Here is a 21,303-nt window from a genome sequence, read left to right as displayed (position 1 = left end):
GGTGGAGGCGGCCTCAGGCCGAGATGAAGCCGACGATGAGCGCGATAGCGGTCACCACGATCGTGCTGATGGCCAGGTCCCGCAGCGCCTTCCAGATGGAGCGCGGCTGCGCGTCGAGCGCGGAGTCTTCGGTGGCAACGGGGTTCATGGGTGGATTCCTTGTGCAAGAACTTCAGGCAAAGCTGCGCCCTCGACGCGCAGCGGCGACTTGAAAAAACGGGAACAGGAAATGGGGCTGGCCGGACTCGGGTTCGATCAGGAACCCGTTCTAGACGCTACATCGCACCCTGGAGAAAGGCACGGGCTCGAAGCCATGCGTGGCCGGCAGCTTCAGTCCTTCGGTAGTGAGCACCTCGACGGCTTCGTTGAGCCGCTCGGCCAGGTCGGCATGCACCTGGTAGGCGTTCTCGGGCGTCAGCGTGATCTGCGAATCGGTCGCATAGACACCCGGCAGGATATGGCGCGCCGAGAGCGCATGCAGCACCGGCCGCAAGGCGTAGTCGAGCGCGAGCATGTGGTGCGGGCTGCCGCCGGTGGCCAGCGGCAGCACGGTCTTGCCCTTGAGCGCGTTCTGCGCCAGCAGATCGAGGAAGACCTTCAGCACGCCGCTGTAGGCGGCCTTGTAGACCGGCGTGGCCACCACGACCACGCGCGCTTGCGCCACCTGCGCAATCGCGCGCTCGATGGCCGGATGGTTCCAGTCGGCCAGCAGCAGCGCCTGGGCCGGCAGATCGCGGATCGCAAGCCGCTCGATGTGCGCCTTGCGGCCGGCCAGCCGCTCGCCCACGGCCTCGAGCAAGGCGGTGGAACGAGAAGGTGCGGAGGGACTGCCGGCAATCAGGAGAACGGACACAGGAGGCTTTCGGTTTTTCTTCGGGAGTGCGCTTCGAGGGAGCGAGGCGAATTACTTCTGCTTGGCGGTGTAGATCTGGTCGAACGAAGCGCCGTCGGCAAAGTGCGCCTTGTCGGCCTTGGCCCAGCCGCCGAAGGCCTGGTCGATGGTCACCAGCGTGAGCTTGGGAAACTGCTTGTCGTATTTGGCCTTGGCCTTCTCCGAGGTCGGGCGGTAGAAGTTGCGGCCTGCAATGTCCTGGCCTTCGTCCGAATACAGGTACTTGAGGTATTCCTCGGCCACCGCGCGGCTGCCCTTCTTGTCGACCACCTTGTCGACCACCGCCACGGTGGGCTCGGCCAGGATCGAAATCGACGGCACCACGATCTCGAACTTCTCGGCGCCGAATTCCTTCAGCGCCAGGAAGGCCTCGTTCTCCCAGGCCAGCAGCACGTCGCCCACGCCGCGCTGCACGAAGGTGATGGTCGAGCCGCGCGCGCCGGTGTCGAGCACGGGCACGTTCCTGAACAGGCTGCCGATGTATTCCTTGGCCTTGGCGTCGCTGCCGTACTTGCGCTTGGCGAATTCCCAGGCGGCCAGGTAGTTCCAGCGCGCGCCGCCGGAGGTCTTGGGGTTGGGCGTGATCACCTGCACGCCGGGCTTGACGAGGTCGTCCCAGTCCTTCAGGCCCTTGGGGTTGCCCTTCTTCACCAGGAACACGATGGTCGAGGTGTAGGGCGCCGAGTTCTGCGGCAGGCGCTTCTGCCAGTCGGGCTTGACAAGCCCGCCGTGCGTGGCGAGCGCATCGATGTCGCCGCCCAGCGCCAGCGTGGCGACGTCGGCATCGATGCCGTCGATGATCGAGCGGGCCTGCTTGCCCGAGCCGCCGTGCGACTGCTTGATCGTCACGTCCTGCCCGGTCTTGCCCTTCCAGTACTTGGCGAACGCGCGGTTGTAGTCGACGTAGAGCTCGCGGGTCGGGTCGTACGACACGTTGAGCAACGTCACGGGCGCCGCGCCCTGCTGCGCGAACGACGGCAATGCCGTCAGGGCCATGGCGCCGGCCACGCCGGCCCCCAGGGAAAGCTTGATAAAGTCGCGGCGAAGGCTCATGGTGTCTTGTTCAAAAAGGCATATCAATGAAGCTGCGTATTCTCAATACGACATATGGAAACTGGAACGACCGAGTTCTCAGTTCTAAATAGCCAAATCAACTAAGCAACCGCTTTCCCCACCAGAGGCAATCAAAATGGCACGCATGGTTCAGTGCATCAAGCTCGGCAAAGAGGCCGAAGGGCTCGACTTCCCGCCCTATCCCGGGGAACTGGGCAAGCGCCTGTGGGAAAACGTCAGCAAGGAAGCCTGGGCCGCCTGGCTCAAGCAGCAGACCATGCTGGTCAACGAGAACCGGCTGAATCTGGCCGATCTGCGCGCCCGCCAGTACCTGGCCCGGCAAATGGAAAAGCACTTCTTCGGCGAAGGCGCGGACGTCGCGCAGGGCTACGTTCCCCCCTCGAACTGAGCCCGCCTTGGCCGCCGAGCCCGTCGCCTGGCGCGCCGACGGCGTGCCACACAGCGAGCGCTTCGGCGACATCTACCACACCGAAACCGGGGCACTGGCGCAGTCGCGCCACGTGTTCCTGGGTGGCTGCGGCCTGCCCGCAGCCTGGTCCCGACGCCCTCAATGGCGGATTCTCGAAACCGGATTCGGGCTGGGGCTCAATTTCCTGACAAGCTGGCAGGCCTGGCGCGCCGACGCAAACCGGCCGCGGATGCTGCACTTCGTCTCCATCGAGGCCCATCCGGTCGGGCCCGAAGACCTGCTGCGCGCCGCCGGGGCCTACCCCGAGCTGATGCCGCTGGCCGAACAACTGGCCGCGCAGTGGCACGGGCTGCTGCCGGGCTTTCACCGGCTGGCCTTCGACGCCGGCCACGTGCTGCTCACGCTGTGCATCGGCGACGTGCAGCCGATGCTGCGGGCGCAGCGCTTCGAGGCCGACAGCATCTTCCTCGACGGCTTCAGCCCGCAGCAGAACCCCGCCATGTGGTCGCCCGACACGCTGAAGGCGGTGTCGCGCTTTGCGCGCCAGGGCACCGGCCTGGCCACCTGGACCTATGCACGTGCGGTGCGCGATGCGCTCTCCCAGAACGGCTTCCAGCTCGAAAGGCGGCCGGGCCTGCCGCCCAAGCGCGACTGCCTGGGCGGCGTGTTCGCGCCGGCCTGGACGGTTCGCCGCCGCGGCCCCGCACCCGGGCACGTCGAAACGCCGGGCCGCTGCGCCGTGATCGGTGCCGGGCTGGCCGGCGCGGCGGTGGCCGCCAGCCTGTCGCGGCGCGGATGGCAGGTCACGGTGCTCGACGCGGCGGGCCACCCCGCCGCCGGTGCCTCCGGGCTGCCGGCCGGCGTGATGGCACCGCATGTCTCGCCCGACGATGCCCTGCTGTCGCGGCTCACGCGTGCCGGCATCCGCGCGACCTGGCATGAACTGGAACGGCTGCTGGAGGAAGGCCGCGACTGGCGCGCCAGCGGCGTGCTGGAGCGCCGGCCCGAGGGCGGCACGCGCGTGCCCGCCGGCTGGAGCGACAGCGGCCCCAACGAATCGTGGCCCGCGAGCGCCGCTCAATTGGCAGAGGCCCGCTTGCCGGCCGATGCGCCGGCCCTCTGGCATGCGCGCGCAGGCTGGGTCCGGCCGCATCGGCTGATCACGGCCTGGCTGCGCGGGCCGGGCATCGAGTTCCGCGGCAACGCACGGGTGGCACGCATGGCGCACGGCGACGGCGCATGGCGACTGTTCGATGCGGCGGACCGGCTGCTGGCCGAGGCGGACCGCGTGGTGGTCGCCGCGGGCTTCGAATCGGGCCGCTTCGCGCCAGGGCTCCCGCTGCAGCCCGTGCGCGGCCAGGTCATGTGGGGTGCCATGGCAGCGGATGAGGGGCTTCCTGCGACCCCCATCAATGGCGACGGCCACCTGATCGCGCATGTACCCACCGACGATGGCGCCCAGCTCTGGCTGGCGGGCGCCACCTTCGACCGCGACAGCGCCAACCTCGAACCGAACGGCGCCGATGCCGGCGCCAACCGCGAGCGCCTGGAGCGGCTGCACCCCGCCGCGGCCGCCGCGCTGGCCGCGAGCCTCGACCGCGGCGAGGCCCGCGCCTGGGTCGGCGTGCGCTGCGCATCGGGCGACCGCCGGCCGCTGGTCGGCCCGCTCGATGCCGATGGCGCGTCCGGTGCACCCGCTCCCTGGGCCTGCACCGCGCTGGGCTCGCGCGGCCTGAGCTTCGCGGCCCTGTGCGCCGAGCTGCTGGCCGCGCAATGGCATGGCGAGCCGCTGCCGCTGCCGGCCAATCTGGCCAAGGCGCTCGCGACCGATCGAACGCAAGCGTAGGCGCTGCCGCGCCAAGGCCCCAGAATGCAGCGCATGGCCATCCAATACGACATCATCCACACCACCGTCTACCGCTACAGGAAGCCGGTCACCTTCGGCCTGCACCGGGTGATGTTCCGTCCGCGCGACAGCCACGACCTGCGCGTGCTCGCCACCGACCTGCAGGTGAGCCCCGAGTCGTTCACGCGGCTGATCCAGGACCCGCATTCGAACTCGGTCGCGCTGGTGCAGCCCATGGGCGAGGCCACGGAGCTGCGCATCGTGTGCTCCTTCACCATCGAGCACGTGCCGGCGCAGCAGGACCAGCTCGCGCTCGATCCGGCCGCCGAGTTCCTGCCCTTCGCCTATTCGGTGCAGGAGCGCCTCGACCTCGAGCACTACCTGCGCCCCCACCACGACGACGATGCCAACGGCACGCTGATCCGCTGGGCCCACCAGTTCCTGCACATCGACCAGCCCAACAGCACGCGCGAAGTGCTCGCGCGCATGAACGCGCACATCGGCCAGAGCCTCGAATACAAGGCACGCGACGAGGAAGGCACGCAGACGCCGCTGCAGACGCTGGCGCTCGGCAGCGGCAGCTGCCGCGACTACGCGCTGCTGATGATGGAGGCCGCGCGGCGCCTGGGCATTGCCACCCGATTCGTCTCGGGCTACCTGTACGACGCCGCGCTCGACCGCGCGGCCCAGGCCCCCGGCGAATCGATGACCGGCGCCGGCACCACGCATGCCTGGCTGCAGGCCTACCTGCCGGGCATCGGCTGGCTCGCCTTCGACCCCACCAACAACCTCATGGGCAGCGGCCAGCTGATCCGCGTCGGCGTCACGCGCGACCCGGCGCAGGCCGCGCCGATCTCGGGCAGCTGGTATGGCGATGCCGAGGCCTATGACGGCCTCGAAGCCACGGTGGTGGTGACGCGCCGCAAGGGCTGACACGCCGCGCGCGGTGTCGCGCAGGAGATAGCTGCTACGGGAAAGCCCGGGCCGGTGCGCCCGGCAACGCCCCTACGCTGCGCCGCCGGTCCAGCGAAATAGCACGGTCGTTCTCTACGGCCGCGCGAGGCTGCGCTGCGCCGGGCTTCTTCCCAACAACACAAGAACGGAGAGAGACATCCCATGCATTCCGCGCGCCTGACATTTCTTGCCCTTGCAGCCAGCCTTGCCGTCGCATCCTGCGGCGGGGGCGGCGGCGGCAACGGCTTTGCCTTCACGCCACTGCCGCCGGCGCCGGCACCCGCGCCGCCGGCACCGCCTCCTCCACCTGCGCCACCCCCGCCGCCCGAAGAAACGCGGCTGCAGGACAGCCGCAACTCCTTCGCCCCCGCCGACCCCGCGGCCACCACCTTCGCGGCGCTGGCTCCCGATGCAGGCGACACCGTCGACAACACCACCACCAGCCGCTGGGCCGGCATGCTCGGCGGCGCGCAGTACCACGTCGAGGTGCCCGCCAACTGGAACGGCAAGCTCGTGATGTACGCGCACGGCTACGCCGGGGAAAGCAACCTGCTGCAGGTAAACAACCCCTCCATCCGGCGCCACCTGATCCAGAACGGCTACGCCTGGGCCGCCTCGAGCTACAGCAAGAATTTCTACGACGTGCGCGCGGGCGTGGAAGACACTAACGCGCTGGCCCTGCAGTTCAACGCCATCGCCAAGGCCAACGGCCGCGAGCTCGCGGCGCCCTCGAGGATCTACATCACGGGCCATTCGATGGGCGGCCACATCACGGCGGCAGCCATCGAGGACGAGGCCTTCGCCACCGAAAATCACAAGATGAAGTACCACGGCGCGGTGCCGATGTGCGGCGTGATGGGCGACACCGAGCTGTTCGACTACTTCGCGGGCGCGCAGGTCGCCGCGCAGGCGCTCGCGGGGCTGCCGAAGTACCCGACGGTCAACTGGGCGGACATCAAGGCGCAGGTCACCGGCGCGCTGTACACCGCCTTCCCGGGCACGCCCACGGCCACCGGATTGAAGTTCGGTTCGGTGGTGAAGAACCTCACGGGCGGCGAACGGCCGATGTTCGACCTCGGCTTCACGCAGGGCGGCTCGTTCGCGGCGGTATGGGGCGTGTTCGGCAGCGACGGCACGGTCAACGGCATCCTGAACCGGAGCACGCTCGACACCAACCGCTTCACCTACACCATCGACGGCGATGTGCCGGGGACCACGGCGCTGAATGCCTCGGTGCTCAAGCTCAGCGCGGCGGCCGACGCCAACCGCCTGCGCACCGATGGCCTGCGCTGGATTCCCAAGGCCAACGGCGAGTTCAGGATCCCGGTGGTCACGCTGCACACGCTGGGCGACCTGTACGTGCCCTTCAGCATGGAGCAGATCTACCACCAGCGCGTGGCGGCCAAGGGCAACGGCGGCTGGCTGGTGCAGCGCGCAGTGCGCGGCATCTCGCATTGCGACTTCACGATCGCCGAACAGGTCGAGGCCTTCGATGCCATGGTCAAGTGGGAGCGCGACGGCGTGAAGCCGGCGGGCGACGACGTGGTCACCGCCGCCACGGTGGCGGACCCGGCCTATGGCTGCACGTTCACGCGCCCGCTCGGCACGGTGGACGAAAGCAGCACCAGCAAGGCCACGCGTCCAGGGGCGGCCGCCGCACGCCCCTGCCCGCCCTGAGCGATGTGATCGGCAGGTGGATAGGCAGGTGCCCGGCGGCCGCGCTGTAGCATCGCCTCCACCCACAGGCCGCCCACGAGCGCTGCATTTCGTCACGCCGATGTTCGCGCCCCGCATGGCGAGAGCCCAAGTCGGTGGCGTCGCAGGGCTTCGACATGCCGGGGCTCATCGAGCGGCTGAACCGGCACGTCGGCCCCGAACATTGACGTGGGCTGGAATCAGCGGCAATGTCGCTCCCATCGGCCTGGCATCCAGCCTTCTTCAAGGACAGCCCATGAGATTCCCCGCACTCACTGCAGGCATGTTCGCTGCCGCCGCGGCGCTGGCCTGGCCCGCCGTGCCTTCGTTCGCAGAGCCGGCCCGGCGCGTGCCGGCACCCGCGATCGACCTGCCGGCCTCGCCCACCATGAAGTACGACACGGCCGTGTTCGCCGGCGGCTGCTTCTGGGGCGTGCAAGGCGTGTTCCAGCGCGTCAAGGGCGTGAACAACGCCGTGTCGGGCTATGCCGGCGGCGGCGCCAAGACGGCGCGCTATGAGCACGTGGGCTCGGGCCGCACCGGCCACGCCGAAGCGGTGCGCATCACCTACGACCCGCGGCAGATCAGCTACGGCAAGCTGCTGCAGATCTATTTCTCGGTGGCGCACGACCCGACCCAGCTGAACCGGCAAGGACCGGACACAGGGCCTCAATACCGCTCCACCGTGTTTGCCGAGAACGCCGAACAGGCCCACATCGCGAAGGCATACATCGTGCAGCTGAACCAGGCCAGGACCTTCGGCAAGCCGCTGGCGACCACCATCGAGATGGGGAAGCCGTTCTATGCGGCCGAGGCCTATCACCAGGACTTCCTCACACGCCACCCGAACCACGGCTACATCGTGTTCAACGACCTGCCGAAGATCGAAGACCTGAAGAAGTTGTTCCCGGAAAGCTATCGATCGACGCCCGTGCTGGTGAATGCAGCAAAAGGCGGCTGACTCAGCCGGGTTCCGGCGCGTCCGCCAGCCCGTCGTAGGCGCCGCGGCGCGCGGCCTGGTTGCAGCGGGCACGGTGCACCAGCGCCTTCTGCGCCGATGCGGCGTTGGCGGCGTCGCCTTTCCAGGCGTCCAGCGCCGGTTGCTGGACGGCGCGCGAATATGAAAACGCCAGCGCCCACGGCACGCGCGCCCCGGATCTCGCATTCATGGCGTTCAGCCGGGCGGAGGCGAGCTGCGCCGATTGGCCGCCCGAAAGGAATGCGATGCCCGGCACGGCCGCGGGCACGACCCGCAGCAGGCACGTCACCGTGGCGTCGGCGACCTCGTCCACGCTCTCCTGTATCGGACAGGCCTGCCCCGGCAGCACCATGTTGGGCTTCAGCAGCATGCCTTCGAGCAGCACGCCCTGCAGGCGCAGCTGGGCGAACACCGCGTGCAGCGTCTCCTCGGTGATTTCCGCGCAGCGCGCGAGGGAATGGTCGCCCTCCATCAGCACCTCAGGCTCGACGATGGGAACGAGTCCGGCCTCCTGGCACAGGGCCGCGTAGCGGGCCAGCGCATGGGCGTTGACCTCGATGCATGCGCGGCTGGGCAGGCCGGGGCCGGGCGTGATGACGCCGCGCCATTTGGCGAAGCGAGCCCCCATGCCGGCATATTCGGCCAGCCGTTCGCGCAGGCCGTCCAGGCCTTCGGTGACCGTCTCGCCGGGATGGCCCGCCAGCGGCTTCGCGCCGGTGTCGACCTTGATGCCGGGAACGATGCCCGCGCCGCTGAGCACCGAGACGAAGGATGCGCCCGTGCTGGTTCGCTGGCGGATGGTTTCATCGAAGAGAATCGCGCCGCTGATGCAGGCGCCGAGGTTCGGCGCAGTGACGATCAGCTCGCGCCAGTCGCGCCGCGCGTCCTCGGTCTGGGGAATGCCCAGCTTCGCGAAGCGCTTGTGGCAGGTGGCGTTGCTCTCGTCCATCGCGAGCAAGCCCTTGTCGCCGGCGACCAGCGCCCGGGCGGTGTCGACCAATGCCTGTGCAGTCATGATGCTGAGACCCTCGCTTGCTTGGCAAAAGATCGTACGCCTCCACCCGCGCCGAGGCTAGATCACGTTCTTCTCGACCAGCGGCCGGTTCTCGAGAATGCGGGCGAACGACACCGGCGACAGGTCGAGGCTGCGGTACTCGCCATAACGGATGAGTTCCGCCACGCCGCGCCCGGCAGCCGGGCATTGCTGGAGCCCGTGCCCGGAGAAGCCGTTGGCGAAGAACAGGTTGTCGCAGTCCGGATGCAGGCCGAGGATCGCGTTGTGGTCGAACAGGTTCATCTCGTAATAGCCGGCCCATGCGCCGGTCATGCGGATGGCCTCGAAGGCGGGCACGCGGTGCGCCAGTGCGGGCCAGATGAAATCGTCGAAGACGCGGTAGTCGACTTCGAGCGGCGCGTCGTCGCGGTCGCGGTCCTGGGGCGGCGCAAAGCCGCAGATGAAGCGCCGGCCTTCGGGGCGCAGCCAGATGCCCGAAGTGTCGATCACCAGCGGGCAGCCCGGCAGGGTCTCGGGGCACGAAAAGCTGAACACCATGCGGCGGCGCGCGCGCACCGGCAGGTCGATGCCGGCCCAGCCCGCCACCCTGGAAGCCCAGGCGCCGGCGGCGTTGACCACCACGTCGGCCTCCAGCACGTTGCCGATGTCCAGTTCCACGCCCGCCACCGCGCGGCCGCTGCGCTTCAATCCCGTGGCCTGCAACTGAACATAGCGCGCGCCCTGCGAAATGGCTTTCTTGCGAAAGGCCTGCAACAGGCTGTAGCCGTCGTACCAGCCCTCGCCCGAAAGGCCCAGCGAGGCCAGGGCAATGCCCTCGGTCGAGATCCACGGGAAGCGCGCCTGCAGCGCGTCGGGCGCCAGCAGGACCACGTCGACGCCGTGCGCCTTCTGCACCGAGTGGTTCTCGCGCAGTACGTCGAGGCCCTCCGGCGGCGCCAGGTACAGGTAGCCCGGCTCGACCAGCCCGATGTCGGGCACGTTGTCGCCGACGCGCAGGTTTTCGCCCAGGTGGCGGAAGAAGTCGATGCCGTAGAGCGACATCTCGATGTTGATGGCGCTCGAAAACTGCTGCCTGATCGAACTGGCCGACAAGGCCGACGAAGCCTGCGTGTACGAAAAATCGCGCTCGACCACGGTGACGTCGAACGGTTCCTCCTGCGGATCCCGGTTGAGAAAATAGGCGATGGCGGAGCCGATGGCACCGCCGCCGATGATCACCACACGACGCATGAAATTCCTTTCTTGCTGTTCGCCGACAGGTCCAATCCGCGCAAGCCGCCGCAAAAAACCGCGAGCCCGGCACGCAGAATAGCAACGATGAGAAAAGACATTCCCAACCTGGGTGCCTTGCAGGCCTTCGAGGCCTCGGCGCGCCTGGGGAGCTTCACCCGCGCGGCGGCCGAACTCGCGCTGACGCAGAGCGCCGTCGGGCGGCAGGTGGCCACGCTGGAGCAGCGGCTGGGCGTGGCGCTGTTCTCGCGCGTGCGGCGGCGCCTCACGCTCACCGACACCGGGCGCGAGTACGCGGCGCGCATCCGCCGCCACCTCGACCAGATCCGGCGCGACACGCAGGAGATCAGCGCCGGCCACGACATGGGCTTCGTGCTCGAAGTGGCCGTGGTGCCCACCTTCGCCACGCAATGGCTGATCCCGCGGCTGCCCGATTTCAGCCGGCGGCATCCCAACATCACCGTCAACCTCTCGGCGCGCTCGCAGCCCTTCTCGTTCCAGGAAAACGCCTACGACGCGGCCATCTATTTCGGCGACCAGTTCTGGCCCGGCACCCAGGGCGGGCTGATCTTTTCCGAAGGCCAGATGGTGCCGGTCTGCAGCCCCGCCTTCCGCGACGCCAACGGGCCGTGGGACGAATCCGCCTTCGAGCGCTGCCGACACGTGCACCTGGGCACGCGCGCCCATGCCTGGCGCGACTGGTATGCGCAGCAGGGCTGGGACTACACGGTGCACGCCTCGCGCGGGCCGCGCTACGAGCTCTTCACCATGGTGACCGCCGCCGCGGCTGCCGGCATGGGCGTGGGCCTGGCGCCGCGCATCCTGATCGAGCGCGAACTGCGCACCGGCGAGCTCGTGATCCCGATCGACCGGCACCTGGACGTGCGCCAGGGCTACTACTTCGCCTACCCCGAGGGCCGCCCGGCTTCCGGGGCGCTGGAGCACTTCGAGCGCTGGGTGCTCGGGCTCGCGCCGTCCTAGACGGGATTGGGATTGCGCTCCAGAAAGCCCTGCTGGTGCCAGTACGGATAGGCGCGCGTCGTGGCGCTGGCCGCATCGAGCTCGGCGACCTGCTCGGGCCTGAGGTTCCAGCCTACCGCGCCGAGGTTCTGCCTCAGTTGCGCCTCGTCGCGCGCGCCGATCACCACGCTGGACACCGTCGGCCGCTGCAGCAGCCAGTTCAACGCCACCTGCGGCACCGTCTTGCCGACTTCGGCCCCGACCTTCTCGAGCGCATCGACCACGCGAAAAAGCAGCTCGTCGGGCACCGGCGGCCCCATGTCGGCCGTCACGTGCAGGCGGCTGGTGGCCGGCAGCGGCTGGCCGCGGCGGATCTTGCCGGTGAGCCGGCCCCACCCCAGCGGGCTCCAGACCACCGCGCCCACGCCCTGGTCCTGCGCGAGCGGCATCAGCTCCCATTCGTAGTCGCGCCCGACCAGCGAGTAGTAGGCCTGGTGTGCCACGTAGCGCGCGTAGCCGTAGCGCTCGGCCACCGCCAGCGACTTCATCAGGTGCCAGCCCGAGAAGTTCGACACGCCCACATAGCGCAGCTTGCCCGCGCGCACCAGGTCGTCGAGCGTGGACAGCGTCTCCTCCACCGGCGTGCTCGCGTCGAAGCCATGCAGCTGGAACAGGTCGATGTAGTCGGTGCCCAGCCGCCTGAGCGCGCCATCGACCGCGCGCACCAGGTGGTAGCGCGACGAACCCACCTCGTTCGCCCCCTCGCCGCTGCGAAAGGTGGCCTTGGTCGAGATGAGGAGCTGGTCGCGCGGGCGGCCCTTGATCGCCTCGCCGAGCACCGACTCGGCCGCGCCGGCCGAATAGATGTCCGCGCTGTCGAACATGTTGACGCCCGCTTCCAGGCAGATGTCGATCAGCTTGCGCGCCTCGGCCACGTCGGTCTGGCCCCAGGCGCTGAAAAGCTCGCCCTTGCCGCCGAAAGTGCCGGTGCCAAAACTCAATACGGGGACCTTGAGGCCCGATTTGCCGAGGTGACGGTATTCCAAGGTGCTGCTCCTTCGCAATTGCAGATTCAGGAAGAAAGCCGAAAGGTTGACCGGCTTGTCGGCGGCCATTGTTGGATCAAGCGATGAACCCATCCGAGCGAATGGGCTTTGCAGCATTGGCCAGGAGTAGTTGACAAAGCCTTCACAGAAACCCCTTCGGTGGCCTGTAGCATGTGCCGCGAGGTGGTGATCTGTGTGGCATCTGATCCCGCAAGAAACGCCTCTCAAGAGAATCGACAACTAATAAATTTTCAGGAGGAACCGCATGCTTGTCGAAATTGACGCAAACGGAATGATTAATCACGCGCGAGTCAGAAATGCTCGCAGCCCCGAAATCGAACGAGGCAGGCGGACCAGTGCAATCACGGGCATCGTCGTGCATCAAACCGACGCCGATACCTCTGCGTCTTCACTGAACAGCTACAAGCGCCCTAAGGCGAACGGCGCACACTTTCTCATCGATACGGATGGGACGATCTATCAGACCGCGGCGATCTATCAGCGCACGAATCACGTGGGGCCGCTGAAGGCGAGATGCTTGGCCGTAGGGGCCGCAATGCCGTGCACCCTGCGCGACTATGCGAATGCGGGAGTGGAAGGAATGCATCGCATTGAAATGCGCAAGCCGCCCAGTGATCGTTATCCGAGCAACATGGAGGCCATCGGGATAGAGATGGTTGGCAGGGCAACGCTGCCGGTAGGATTCAAGCCACCAGGTGAAACAGCAAAGTGGCCGCTCGAAAAACAACGAGGTGAGTTCGGCATATTCGGTACCCCGACTGCAGCTCAAAATCTATCTCTCTCGTGGCTTGTCAAGGCGCTCGAAGATTCCATGCAGATTCCTTCGAGTGAAATCTTTCGTCATCCCGTAGTCAGCAGAAAGAATCCAACGGAAGCCCAGGGTGCGAATTGGAATCTGCCCGTACCAACGCCATGAACAAGACCCACATTCGCGTGACCGTGGCGGCGCTGATCCTGGCCGCGATCGCATCTCCGGCGCAGGCAGCCGACAGGCGCTATCCCCTCGCATATGTGCAGAAAGTGGAGATTACAGAACCTTCAGGCCAAACTGCCTGGGAAAACAAGGATGTCCTGGATTGCGACGACGTCGTGTTGACAGAAGAGGATGTCCGCTATGCCTTGCAGCACATGCGCAGGGTTCCATGGAAGGCCTACAACCCCGAAAACACCGACACCACAGGGTGTAAAGGGAGCGCGCTCGTTACCTTCCAGAACGGGAAGATCCTCGCCATGGGCGTTGAACCCACAGGGCGGATCAACACCCAAGAGTACGACGCGAAGATGAAGCTCGCGGCCAGTCCACCGGGCTTCTACGATTGCGCTCCTTGCGGTGAGCGCAAGATGGCACTCCTGAAGGACGCGCAGTATCGAGCGCACGAGCGAGCACTAAGGAAACTGGCGGCTGAAGGGAAGTTTCCGCCTGACGAGGTGGAGCGCCGGCTGAAGTGGTTCCGGGCCAGCCGCGAAAAGCCCTGACGCGCCAACCACGGCAAAACCTCCCAAACCCGCCTCGGCGGGTTTTCTTTTGGCCCCAGGAGCACCATAAGATTCCGCGAACCAACGGAATCCCTCCGCATGAACGTTGCCCTCGAACGCCCCGACCAGCTCGACGTCATCCAGCTCATCGCTGACCTCGATGCGTACCAGAAGCCGCTGTACCCGCCCGAGAGCCACTACGGCATCGGCATTGCGGCGCTGTCGACGGCCCACGTACTGTTCGCGGTCGCGCGCGACGAGGCGGGCACGGCCATCGGCTGCGGCGCCCTCGTCATGAACCCCGGCTATGGCGAACTCAAGCGCATGTACGTGCGGCCCGAGAACCGCGGGCAAGGCGTGGCCGCGAAGGTGCTGGACTTTCTCGAAGTCGAAGCGGCGGCGCGCGGATGCGCCGTGTTCCGGCTGGAAACGGGCGTGCGCCAGCCCAAGGCGCTCGCGTTCTATGCGCGTGCGGGGTATGCACGGCGCGAGCGCTTCGGCGACTATCCCAACGATCCGTTGAGCGTCTTCATGCAGAAGGAAAAGGCCGCGACGTAACCTTACCCGCGTCGCGCCTCGCAGCCGGCGAACCCCTCGAGGCCGGCCAGCTCATCCAGGATGGGACATTCCGGGCGGCCATCGCCGTCGCAGCAGTGGGCCAGGCGCTCCAGCAATCGCTGCATGTGCGCGAGTTCCTCGATCCGCTGGGCCAGATCGTCCGCCCGTTCGAGCGCGATGCGCTTCACATCGAAGCTCGCGCGATGCCCGTCGCGCCACAGCGCGTGCAACTCGGCGACTTCCGGTGTTTCGAATCCCAGCGCGTGCGCCCTTCGCGCGAAGCGCAGTGTCGACACTGCGCGTTTGTCATAGCGGCGGCCGTCCTCTTCGTTGCGCGCCATGCCGTCGAGCAATCCGAGCGACTCGCAGTCGCGCAGCAATTGCGCGGACGCGCCGGACCGGGCAACAACCTCGGCAACAGACAAGCGCGCCCCAACAGCCAGTGCCATGCGGTGTTCCATGGAGTTCTCCTTCGAAAGCCAAAGAACGGAGTCTTGGCCTTCACACCGTGGGAGAGTCAAGAAGCCGCACGGCGGGCCTCAAAGGCGGCATCAGGGTAATCCCTTGGTTTTGCGCCAAAGCCGCTCGTTCCTGGCCCGCTACTTGCAATATCGTCCGAAAATGACAGAAAATTTTCTTAACTGACATATATTTGTAAATTCATTTTCATTGCGCGCACCCTTCGAGGTGCACGCCCGCCCCATGAGCACCAACGTCGACACCAATGGCACCACCGTGGCCCAGCGCATTGCGCAGGCGCTGCCGCGGCTGACGCGTTCGCACCGCCAGGTGGCCGACTTCGTGCTGGAGCACCCGTTGCAGGTGGCCACGCTGCCCATCGACGAACTCGCCGCCGCGGTGGGCGTGTCGGTGGCCACGGCCAACCGCTTTGCGCGGGCGCTGGACTTCGACGGCTACGCCACCTTCCGTGCCGAACTCGTGCGCGGCTTCGAATCGCTGGTGGCGCCAGTGGAGCGCCTGCGCGGCAACCTCGAGCACCCGACCACGGTGGCTGAGGTGTTCGCCACCGCGCTCGACGAGAGCCGCCGCAACATCGAAGCCACGCGCCAGTCGCTGGACTACGCCGCCTGCGAAGCCGCGGTGCAGCGCATCCTGAAGGCGCGCTCGATCTACATCGGTGGCTTTGGCGCCAGCGCCTGGCTCGCCGGGCTGCTGCAACACGGACTGGACGGCAGCTGCAGCGACGTGCGGATGCTGTCGAGCGTCAGCGGCGTCACGCATGCGGCACGCACGCTGATGCATGCCGGCCCGCAGGACCTGTTCATCGGCCTGACCTTTCCGCGCTACCTCACCGACACGGTGGCGCTGGCTCAGATCGCCAGGGGCCAGGGCTGCGCCGTGCTGGCGCTGACCGACCGCCCGAGTTCGCCGCTGGCGCCGCTGGCGGACGTGGCGCTCTATTGCCAGACCGAGACCAGCTACCGGCCGAACTGCGAAACCAGCGTGCTGGCATTGATCGAGGCGCTGACCAGCGCGGTGGCGCTGCGTGCGCCGCGCGCGGTGCAGTCCGCGAGCCGCATCCTGCAGGCGGTGCGGCCCTGGCTGCACGGCGCGCAGGGCCTGCCGCGGTCGGAAGTCTCCTCGGCACTGCCCGTCGGCGCGTTACCGGCCGGCGTTCGCCAGAAAAAGAAGAAAGCTTCCCGATGAAGAACATCACACCCGTCATCGCCATCCACGGCGGTGCCGGCACCATCAGCGCCGCCACCACCAGTGCGACGCAGGCGCAGGCCTACCACGACGCGTTGCAGGGCATCGTGCAGGCTGCACAGGCACAGCTGCTCAAGGGCGCATCCGCGCTCGACGCCACCTGCCTCGCGGTCGAACTGCTCGAAGAGTGCCCGCTCTTCAACGCGGGCCACGGCGCGGTCTTCACGCACGAGGAAACCCATGAGCTCGATGCCGCCGTGATGGACGGCGCCACGCTCGCCGCCGGCGCCATTGCCGGCGTCTGCCACATCCGCCGCCCGGTGCGCGCCGCGCGTGCCGTGCTGGAGGACGGCGCCCACGTGCTGCTGGCCGGCGCGGGCGCCGAAGCCTTCGCGCGCGAGCACGGCCTCGAAATGGTCGAGCCCTTCTTCTTCTCCACCGAGGCGCGCCGCCAGCAGCTCTACCGCGTGCGCGACACCGGCCGCGTGGTGACCGACCACGAAGGCGCGGCCATGACGCCGCCGCTCGACGAAGACAAGAAGTTCGGCACCGTCGGTGCGGTCGCGCTCGACATGCACGGCCACCTCGCCGCCGCCACCTCGACCGGCGGCATGACCAACAAGCGCGTCGGCCGCATCGGCGATTCGCCGTTGATCGGCGCCGGCACCTATGCCGACGACCGCACCGCTGCCGTCTCGTGCACCGGCAGCGGCGAAATGTTCATCCGCGTCGCTGCCGCCTACGACATTTGTGCGCGCATGGCCTATGGCGGCGCCACACTCGAAGCCGCCACGCACGCCGTGGTGCATCAGTCGCTGCCCGCCATCGGCGGCACCGGCGGGCTGATCGCCATCGACCGCTACGGCAACCTGAGCCTCGCCTTCAACACCGAAGGCATGTACCGCGGCCACGCGCGCGGCGACGAAGCACCCCGCACCGCCATCTTCGCCTGACACGCACACGTTTTTTCTCGCACCATGTCCTCCCCTGCCCTCGCCCTGCCAGACGGCCGCGTTCTCGCCGTCGACGACCTCACCGTGCGCTTCTCGACCTCCGAGCGCACCGTCGATGCGGTCAAGAACCTTTCCTTCCACGTCGACCATGGCGAAACGCTCGCGGTGGTGGGCGAGTCGGGCTCGGGCAAGTCGGTGACTTCGCTCGCGCTGATGCGGCTGGTGGAACACGGCGGCGGCCGCATCCTGGGCGGGCGCATGGCGTTTCGCCGCCGCAGCGGCGAAGTGCTCGACCTCGCGCAGGCGCGCGACGCCGAGATGCGCAACATCCGCGGCGCCGACATCGCGATGATCTTCCAGGAGCCGATGACCTCGCTGAACCCGGTGTTCACCGCGGGCGAACAGATCGCCGAGGCCATCCGCATCCACCAGGGCAAGAGCAACGCGGCCGCACGCGCCGAGGCGCTGCGCATGCTGGAGCTGGTGCGCATTCCCGAAGCGCGCAACGTGCTCGACCGCTTTCCGCACCAGCTCTCGGGCGGCATGCGCCAGCGCGTGATGATCGCGATGGCGCTCTCGTGCAAGCCGCAGCTGCTGATTGCCGACGAGCCCACCACCGCGCTCGACGTGACGATCCAGGCGCAGATCCTCCAGCTCATCCGCGAGCTGCAGAAGGAGATGCGCATGGGCGTGCTCTTCATCACGCACGACATGGGCGTGGTGGCCGAGATTGCCGACCGCGTGCTCGTGATGTACCGCGGCGACAAGGTCGAAGCAGGCAGCTCCGATACGGTGTTCGCTTCGCCGCAGCACCCCTACACCAAAGCGCTGCTGTCGGCCGTGCCCAAGCTCGGCGCGATGCAGGGCACTGACCTGCCCGCCAAGTTCGAGCTGCTGCGCACCGAAGGCACGCCCGAGACCGTGCCCTGCACAAGCACCACGCCGCAGAGCACCGTGCGCGAAGGCGCCGGCCCGATCCTGCGCGTGCGCGACCTCGTCACGCGCTTCGACGTGCGCAGCGGCTTGTTCGGCCGCGTGAAGCGCCGCGTGCATGCGGTGGAGAAGATCAGCTTCGACCTGTACCCCGGCGAGACGCTGGCGCTGGTCGGCGAATCGGGCTGCGGCAAGTCGACCACCGGCCGCTCGCTGCTGCGCCTGGTCGAGAGCCAGAGCGGCGCGATCGAGTTCGGCGACCAGAACATCCGCGACCTGCCCACGCGCGAGCTGCAAGCCCTGCGCCGCAACATCCAGTTCATCTTCCAGGACCCGTTCGCTTCGCTCGATCCGCGCGTCACGGTCGGCTTCTCGATCATGGAGCCGCTGCTGATCCACAACATCGCCAAGGGCGCGGAAGCGCAGCAGCGCGTCGACTGGCTGCTGCAGAAGGTGGGCTTGCCGCCCGAGGTGGCGCAGCGCTATCCGCACGAGTTCTCGGGCGGCCAGCGCCAGCGCATCGCGATTGCACGCGCGCTGGCCCTGAACCCCAAGGTGGTGGTGGCCGACGAATCGGTGTCGGCGCTGGACGTGTCGATCCAGGCACAGATCGTCAACCTCATGCTCGACCTGCAGCGCGAGCTGGGCGTGGCGTTCCTCTTCATCTCGCACGACATGGCGGTGGTGGAGCGCATCAGCCACCGCGTGGCCGTGATGTACCTGGGACAGATCGTCGAGATCGGCCCGCGCCGCGCCGTGTTCGAAGCGCCGCAGCATGCCTACACCCGCAAGCTGATGGCGGCGGTGCCGGTGGCCGACCCGTCGCGCCGCCACAAGCCGCGCGCGCTGCTCGAAGGCGAGATCCCCAGCCCGATCCGCGCCGTGGGCGACGAGCCCGATGTGCCGCCGCTGGTGCAGGTGGCGCCGGGCCACTTCGTGGCGCGGCACGCCATCGGCGGCGCCTTCTGAGCGACCGGCAGATTTTTTCAACCCGCAGGCCCTCCTGCTTTTTTTCTCGAACCGACTGGAGTTTCTTTCCATGAAGCAATCTTCTTCCTCCCTGCGATGGGCATCGGCACTGCTGGGCCTGGCCGCACTGGCTGCATCGGGCACGGCACTGGCCGCGAAAGACGTGGTGCTGTCGATCGGCTACCAGCCGGAAACGCTGGACCCGTACAACACCAACACCACCATCACCACGGCCGTGACCAAGACCTTCTATGAAGGCCTGTTCCAGTTCGACAAGGACCTGAAGGTGCAGAACGTGCTCGCCGAGAGCTACGACGTCTCGAAGGACGGCCTGGTCTACACCATCAAGCTGCGCACCGGCGTCAAGTTCCACGACGGCACCGACTTCAACGCCGAGGCCGTGAAGTTCACGCTCGACCGCGTGCTGAACCAGGACAACAAGCTGCTGCGCTACAACCAGTTCAACCGCGTGAGCAAGGTCGACGTGGTCAACCCCAGCACCGTTCGCATCACGCTGAAGGAGCCCTTCGGCCCCTTCATCAACTCGCTGGCCCACGCATCGGCCGCCATGATCTCGCCCACCGCGCTGAAGAAGTGGGGCAACAAGGACATCGCCTTCCACCCCGTGGGCACGGGCCCCTTCGAGTTCGTCGAGTGGAAGCAGACCGAAGCCGTCAAGGCCAAGAAGTTCGACGGCTACTGGAAGAAGGGCTACCCGAAGGTCGACAACGTCTCGTGGAAGCCGGTGCTCGAGAACAACACGCGCGCCGCGATGCTGCAGACCGGCGAGGCCGACTTCGCATTCCCCATTCCCTATGAGCAGGCCGACCTGCTGAAGAAGAGCGAGAAGCTCGAAGTGGTGGCCACCCCCTCGATCATCACGCGCTTCCTGGCATTCAACATGCTGCAGAAGCCCTACGACAACCCGAAGGTGCGCGAAGCCATCGGCTACGCCATCAACAAGGAAGCGCTGGCCAAGGTCGCCTTCGGCGGCTATGCCTTTCCCGCTCAGGGCGTGCTGCCCCAGGGCGTGAAGTACGCCGAGAAGATGGCTCCCATTCCCTACGACCTGAAGAAGGCCAAGGAACTGATGAAGGAAGCCGGCTACCCCGACGGCTTCGAGTCGGTGCTGTGGAGCGCCTACAACAACACGACCAGCCAGAAGACGATCCAGTTCGTGCAGCAGCAGCTCGCGCAGATCGGCATCAAGCTGCAGGTGCAGGCGCTCGAAGTGGGCCAGCGCACCGAGCAGGTCGATGCATGGCCCGATCCGAAGACGGCCAAGGTCCGCATGTACTACACCGGCTGGTCGTCGTCGACCGGTGAAGCCGACTGGGGCCTGCGCCCGCTGTTCGCCTCGGAAGCCTGGGCGCCGAAGCTGAACAACATGTCGTTCTACAAGAGCGAGGTGGTCGACAACGCGCTGGCCAAGGCGCTGGTGACCACGGACGAGAAGGAACGCACTGCGCTGTACAAGACCGCGCAGGAAGAGATCCGCAAGGACCTGCCGCGCGTGCCGATGATCACCGAGCAGAACCTGTCGGCACACGCCAAGCGTCTCTCGGGCGTGTTCGTGATGCCTGACGGCAACATCAACATCGACGCCATCGCCGTGTCGAACTGATCCCGGCTCCTTCGTTTCCTGACTGACTGCCCGGCGGGCGGTGGCACTGCGCCATCGCCCGCTCGCGGCAACCGCACCCCATGCTGAATTACTTCCTCAAACGACTGTTGGGCCTGATCCCCACGCTGCTCATCGTGGCGGTGCTGGTGTTCCTGTTCGTCCACATGCTGCCCGGCGATCCGGCGCGCCTCGCCGCCGGCCAGGACGCCGACGAGCAGACCGTGGCCATGGTCCGCGCAGAACTCGGCCTCGACAAGCCGCTGCCCCAGCAGTTCGTGAGCTTCTTCACCCACATGCTGCAGGGCGACTTCGGCACCTCGATCCGCACGCGGCGGCCGGTGTCGATGGAGATCGGCGAGCGCTTCTTCCCGACGGTGATGCTGACCATCACCAGCATGGTGTGGGCCGTGATCTTCGGCATGGGCATCGGCATCGTCTCTGCGGTGTTCCGCAATCAATGGCCCGACCGGCTGGGCATGACGCTGGCCGTGTCGGGCATCTCCTTTCCCGCATTTGCACTCGGCATGCTGCTGATGCAGATCTTCTCGGTCCAGCTCGGCTGGCTGCCCACGGTGGGGGCCAGCAGCTGGAAGCACTACATCCTGCCCTCGGTCACGCTGGGCGCCGCAGTGGCCGCGGTGATGGCGCGCTTCACGCGCGCTTCGTTCGTCGAAGTGATCCAGGAAGATTTCGTTCGCACCGCGCGTGCCAAGGGCGTGCGCGAGCGCACCGTCATCATCAAGCATTGCCTGCGCAACGCGCTGATCCCGGTGGTCACGATGATGGGCCTGCAGTTCGGCTTCCTGCTGGGTGGCTCGATCCTGGTCGAGGCGGTCTTCAATTGGCCGGGCCTCGGCCGCCTGCTGGTCGATGCCGTGCAGATGCGCGACTACCCCGTGATCCAGACGCTGGTGCTGCTGTTCTCGCTCGAATTCATCCTGATCAACCTCGTGGTCGATGTGCTCTACGGCTACATCAATCCCACCATCCGCTACAAGTGA

At 67.2% G+C, this 21,303-nt stretch carries 21 protein-coding genes; 14 read left to right on the top strand and 7 right to left on the bottom strand.

What is annotated here, in order from left to right; genetic code table 11:
- Window positions 1-13 precede the first annotated feature (13 nt).
- From ACAM54_RS12210 to ACAM54_RS12200, 3 genes are all read right to left on the bottom strand, one after another.
- Window positions 14-148: a hypothetical protein gene (locus ACAM54_RS12210; protein ID WP_012748080.1), complete on the bottom strand. Its 135-nt coding sequence runs from the start codon at window positions 146-148 to the stop codon at window positions 14-16.
- A 120-nt stretch (window positions 149-268) separates the two neighbouring features.
- Window positions 269-853 (bottom strand): NADPH-dependent FMN reductase, encoded by a 585-nt coding sequence (ssuE, locus tag ACAM54_RS12205; RefSeq protein ID WP_369650845.1) that lies wholly within the window; start codon window positions 851-853, stop codon window positions 269-271.
- 51 nt (window positions 854-904) lie between these two features.
- Window positions 905-1,945, bottom strand: a complete 1,041-nt coding sequence (locus ACAM54_RS12200; protein WP_369650844.1) for a sulfate ABC transporter substrate-binding protein — start codon at window positions 1,943-1,945, stop codon at window positions 905-907.
- 136 nt (window positions 1,946-2,081) lie between these two features.
- On the opposite strand from ACAM54_RS12200, the gene ACAM54_RS12195 reads away from it, so the two are divergent.
- From ACAM54_RS12195 to msrA, 5 genes are all read left to right on the top strand, one after another.
- Window positions 2,082-2,354, top strand: a complete 273-nt coding sequence (locus tag ACAM54_RS12195) for an oxidative damage protection protein (RefSeq protein WP_012748083.1) — start codon at window positions 2,082-2,084, stop codon at window positions 2,352-2,354.
- A 7-nt stretch (window positions 2,355-2,361) separates the two neighbouring features.
- The gene (gene mnmC, locus ACAM54_RS12190; RefSeq protein WP_369650843.1) at window positions 2,362-4,221 is read left to right on the top strand and encodes an FAD-dependent 5-carboxymethylaminomethyl-2-thiouridine(34) oxidoreductase MnmC; all 1,860 of its coding nucleotides are present in this window, start codon (window positions 2,362-2,364) and stop codon (window positions 4,219-4,221) included.
- Window positions 4,222-4,245: 24 nt separating this feature from the next.
- Window positions 4,246-5,154 (top strand): transglutaminase family protein, encoded by a 909-nt coding sequence (locus tag ACAM54_RS12185; protein ID WP_145743739.1) that lies wholly within the window; start codon window positions 4,246-4,248, stop codon window positions 5,152-5,154.
- Between the two features lie 183 nt (window positions 5,155-5,337).
- Window positions 5,338-6,852, top strand: coding sequence for an alpha/beta hydrolase family protein (locus ACAM54_RS12180; RefSeq protein ID WP_369650842.1), 1,515 nt, complete (start codon window positions 5,338-5,340; stop codon window positions 6,850-6,852).
- Window positions 6,853-7,126: 274 nt separating this feature from the next.
- Window positions 7,127-7,831, top strand: a complete 705-nt coding sequence (gene msrA / locus ACAM54_RS12175) for a peptide-methionine (S)-S-oxide reductase MsrA (RefSeq protein ID WP_369650841.1) — start codon at window positions 7,127-7,129, stop codon at window positions 7,829-7,831.
- A gap of 1 nt (window position 7,832) precedes the next feature.
- Here msrA and ACAM54_RS12170 read toward each other — a convergent pair whose 3' ends face one another.
- Window positions 7,833-8,864: a class I fructose-bisphosphate aldolase gene (locus ACAM54_RS12170; RefSeq protein WP_369650840.1), complete on the bottom strand. Its 1,032-nt coding sequence runs from the start codon at window positions 8,862-8,864 to the stop codon at window positions 7,833-7,835.
- A 57-nt stretch (window positions 8,865-8,921) separates the two neighbouring features.
- Window positions 8,922-10,094, bottom strand: coding sequence for an NAD(P)/FAD-dependent oxidoreductase (locus ACAM54_RS12165; protein WP_369650839.1), 1,173 nt, complete (start codon window positions 10,092-10,094; stop codon window positions 8,922-8,924).
- An 87-nt stretch (window positions 10,095-10,181) separates the two neighbouring features.
- Here ACAM54_RS12165 and ACAM54_RS12160 point away from each other — a divergent pair, with 87 nt between their 5' ends.
- Window positions 10,182-11,075, top strand: coding sequence for a LysR substrate-binding domain-containing protein (locus ACAM54_RS12160; RefSeq protein ID WP_369650838.1), 894 nt, complete (start codon window positions 10,182-10,184; stop codon window positions 11,073-11,075).
- Here the strand turns inward: ACAM54_RS12160 and ACAM54_RS12155 are convergent.
- A complete protein-coding gene (locus ACAM54_RS12155; protein WP_369650837.1) occupies window positions 11,072-12,100 on the bottom strand; it encodes an aldo/keto reductase in 1,029 nt (342 codons plus the stop codon). The two genes, ACAM54_RS12160 and ACAM54_RS12155, sit on opposite strands and share 4 nt — an antisense overlap.
- A 265-nt stretch (window positions 12,101-12,365) precedes the next feature.
- Between ACAM54_RS12155 and ACAM54_RS12150 the strand changes: the two genes are divergently transcribed.
- From ACAM54_RS12150 to ACAM54_RS12140, 3 genes are all read left to right on the top strand, one after another.
- On the top strand, window positions 12,366-13,037 hold the full coding sequence (locus tag ACAM54_RS12150; protein ID WP_369650836.1) for an N-acetylmuramoyl-L-alanine amidase: 672 nt from the start codon (window positions 12,366-12,368) through the stop codon (window positions 13,035-13,037).
- Window positions 13,034-13,597: a hypothetical protein gene (locus ACAM54_RS12145; protein WP_369650835.1), complete on the top strand. Its 564-nt coding sequence runs from the start codon at window positions 13,034-13,036 to the stop codon at window positions 13,595-13,597. The genes ACAM54_RS12150 and ACAM54_RS12145 overlap by 4 nt, the downstream gene beginning before the upstream one ends.
- Before the next feature lie 99 nt (window positions 13,598-13,696).
- On the top strand, window positions 13,697-14,155 hold the full coding sequence (locus tag ACAM54_RS12140; RefSeq protein WP_369650834.1) for a GNAT family N-acetyltransferase: 459 nt from the start codon (window positions 13,697-13,699) through the stop codon (window positions 14,153-14,155).
- 2 nt (window positions 14,156-14,157) lie between these two features.
- Here ACAM54_RS12140 and ACAM54_RS12135 read toward each other — a convergent pair whose 3' ends face one another.
- Complete coding sequence (locus ACAM54_RS12135) at window positions 14,158-14,616, bottom strand: MerR family DNA-binding protein (protein WP_369650833.1); 459 nt, start codon at window positions 14,614-14,616, stop codon at window positions 14,158-14,160.
- Window positions 14,617-14,857: 241 nt separating this feature from the next.
- On the opposite strand from ACAM54_RS12135, the gene ACAM54_RS12130 reads away from it, so the two are divergent.
- The 5 genes from ACAM54_RS12130 (at window position 14,858) to gsiC (ending at window position 21,303) form a co-directional block, all read left to right on the top strand.
- A complete protein-coding gene (locus tag ACAM54_RS12130; RefSeq protein ID WP_369650832.1) occupies window positions 14,858-15,823 on the top strand; it encodes a MurR/RpiR family transcriptional regulator in 966 nt (321 codons plus the stop codon).
- Window positions 15,820-16,776 (top strand): isoaspartyl peptidase/L-asparaginase family protein, encoded by a 957-nt coding sequence (locus ACAM54_RS12125; protein WP_369650831.1) that lies wholly within the window; start codon window positions 15,820-15,822, stop codon window positions 16,774-16,776. Before ACAM54_RS12130 ends, ACAM54_RS12125 begins: the two co-directional genes overlap by 4 nt.
- Window positions 16,777-16,800: 24 nt before the next feature.
- Window positions 16,801-18,678 carry a dipeptide ABC transporter ATP-binding protein gene (locus ACAM54_RS12120; protein WP_369650830.1) on the top strand — a complete coding sequence of 626 codons (1,878 nt, stop codon included), beginning with the start codon at window positions 16,801-16,803 and terminating at the stop codon, window positions 18,676-18,678.
- Window positions 18,679-18,748: 70 nt separating this feature from the next.
- Window positions 18,749-20,302: a glutathione ABC transporter substrate-binding protein GsiB gene (gene gsiB / locus ACAM54_RS12115; RefSeq protein ID WP_369650829.1), complete on the top strand. Its 1,554-nt coding sequence runs from the start codon at window positions 18,749-18,751 to the stop codon at window positions 20,300-20,302.
- 80 nt (window positions 20,303-20,382) lie between these two features.
- Window positions 20,383-21,303, top strand: coding sequence for a glutathione ABC transporter permease GsiC (gene gsiC, locus ACAM54_RS12110; protein WP_369650828.1), 921 nt, complete (start codon window positions 20,383-20,385; stop codon window positions 21,301-21,303).

Origin of the sequence: Variovorax sp. V93 (assembly GCF_041154485.1) — a bacterium.
Classification (GTDB): Bacteria; Pseudomonadota; Gammaproteobacteria; order Burkholderiales; family Burkholderiaceae_C; genus Variovorax; species Variovorax beijingensis_A.
This window is presented reverse-complemented; position numbering and strand designations above follow the sequence as displayed.

Coding starts and splice junctions, on each gene's coding strand:
- ACAM54_RS12200 (WP_369650844.1), bottom strand. CDS start 1,945: ATGAGCCTTCGCCGCGACTTTATCAAGCTTTCCCTGGGGGCCGGCGTG.
- ACAM54_RS12180 (WP_369650842.1), top strand. CDS start 5,338: ATGCATTCCGCGCGCCTGACATTTCTTGCCCTTGCAGCCAGCCTTGCC.
- ACAM54_RS12120 (WP_369650830.1), top strand. CDS start 16,801: ATGTCCTCCCCTGCCCTCGCCCTGCCAGACGGCCGCGTTCTCGCCGTC.
- ACAM54_RS12140 (WP_369650834.1), top strand. CDS start 13,697: ATGAACGTTGCCCTCGAACGCCCCGACCAGCTCGACGTCATCCAGCTC.
- ACAM54_RS12125 (WP_369650831.1), top strand. CDS start 15,820: ATGAAGAACATCACACCCGTCATCGCCATCCACGGCGGTGCCGGCACC.
- msrA (WP_369650841.1), top strand. CDS start 7,127: ATGAGATTCCCCGCACTCACTGCAGGCATGTTCGCTGCCGCCGCGGCG.
- ACAM54_RS12130 (WP_369650832.1), top strand. CDS start 14,858: ATGAGCACCAACGTCGACACCAATGGCACCACCGTGGCCCAGCGCATT.
- ACAM54_RS12210 (WP_012748080.1), bottom strand. CDS start 148: ATGAACCCCGTTGCCACCGAAGACTCCGCGCTCGACGCGCAGCCGCGC.
- ACAM54_RS12160 (WP_369650838.1), top strand. CDS start 10,182: ATGAGAAAAGACATTCCCAACCTGGGTGCCTTGCAGGCCTTCGAGGCC.
- ACAM54_RS12135 (WP_369650833.1), bottom strand. CDS start 14,616: ATGGAACACCGCATGGCACTGGCTGTTGGGGCGCGCTTGTCTGTTGCC.
- ACAM54_RS12185 (WP_145743739.1), top strand. CDS start 4,246: ATGCAGCGCATGGCCATCCAATACGACATCATCCACACCACCGTCTAC.
- ACAM54_RS12165 (WP_369650839.1), bottom strand. CDS start 10,094: ATGCGTCGTGTGGTGATCATCGGCGGCGGTGCCATCGGCTCCGCCATC.
- ACAM54_RS12150 (WP_369650836.1), top strand. CDS start 12,366: ATGCTTGTCGAAATTGACGCAAACGGAATGATTAATCACGCGCGAGTC.
- gsiB (WP_369650829.1), top strand. CDS start 18,749: ATGAAGCAATCTTCTTCCTCCCTGCGATGGGCATCGGCACTGCTGGGC.
- ACAM54_RS12195 (WP_012748083.1), top strand. CDS start 2,082: ATGGCACGCATGGTTCAGTGCATCAAGCTCGGCAAAGAGGCCGAAGGG.
- gsiC (WP_369650828.1), top strand. CDS start 20,383: ATGCTGAATTACTTCCTCAAACGACTGTTGGGCCTGATCCCCACGCTG.
- ACAM54_RS12170 (WP_369650840.1), bottom strand. CDS start 8,864: ATGACTGCACAGGCATTGGTCGACACCGCCCGGGCGCTGGTCGCCGGC.
- ACAM54_RS12145 (WP_369650835.1), top strand. CDS start 13,034: ATGAACAAGACCCACATTCGCGTGACCGTGGCGGCGCTGATCCTGGCC.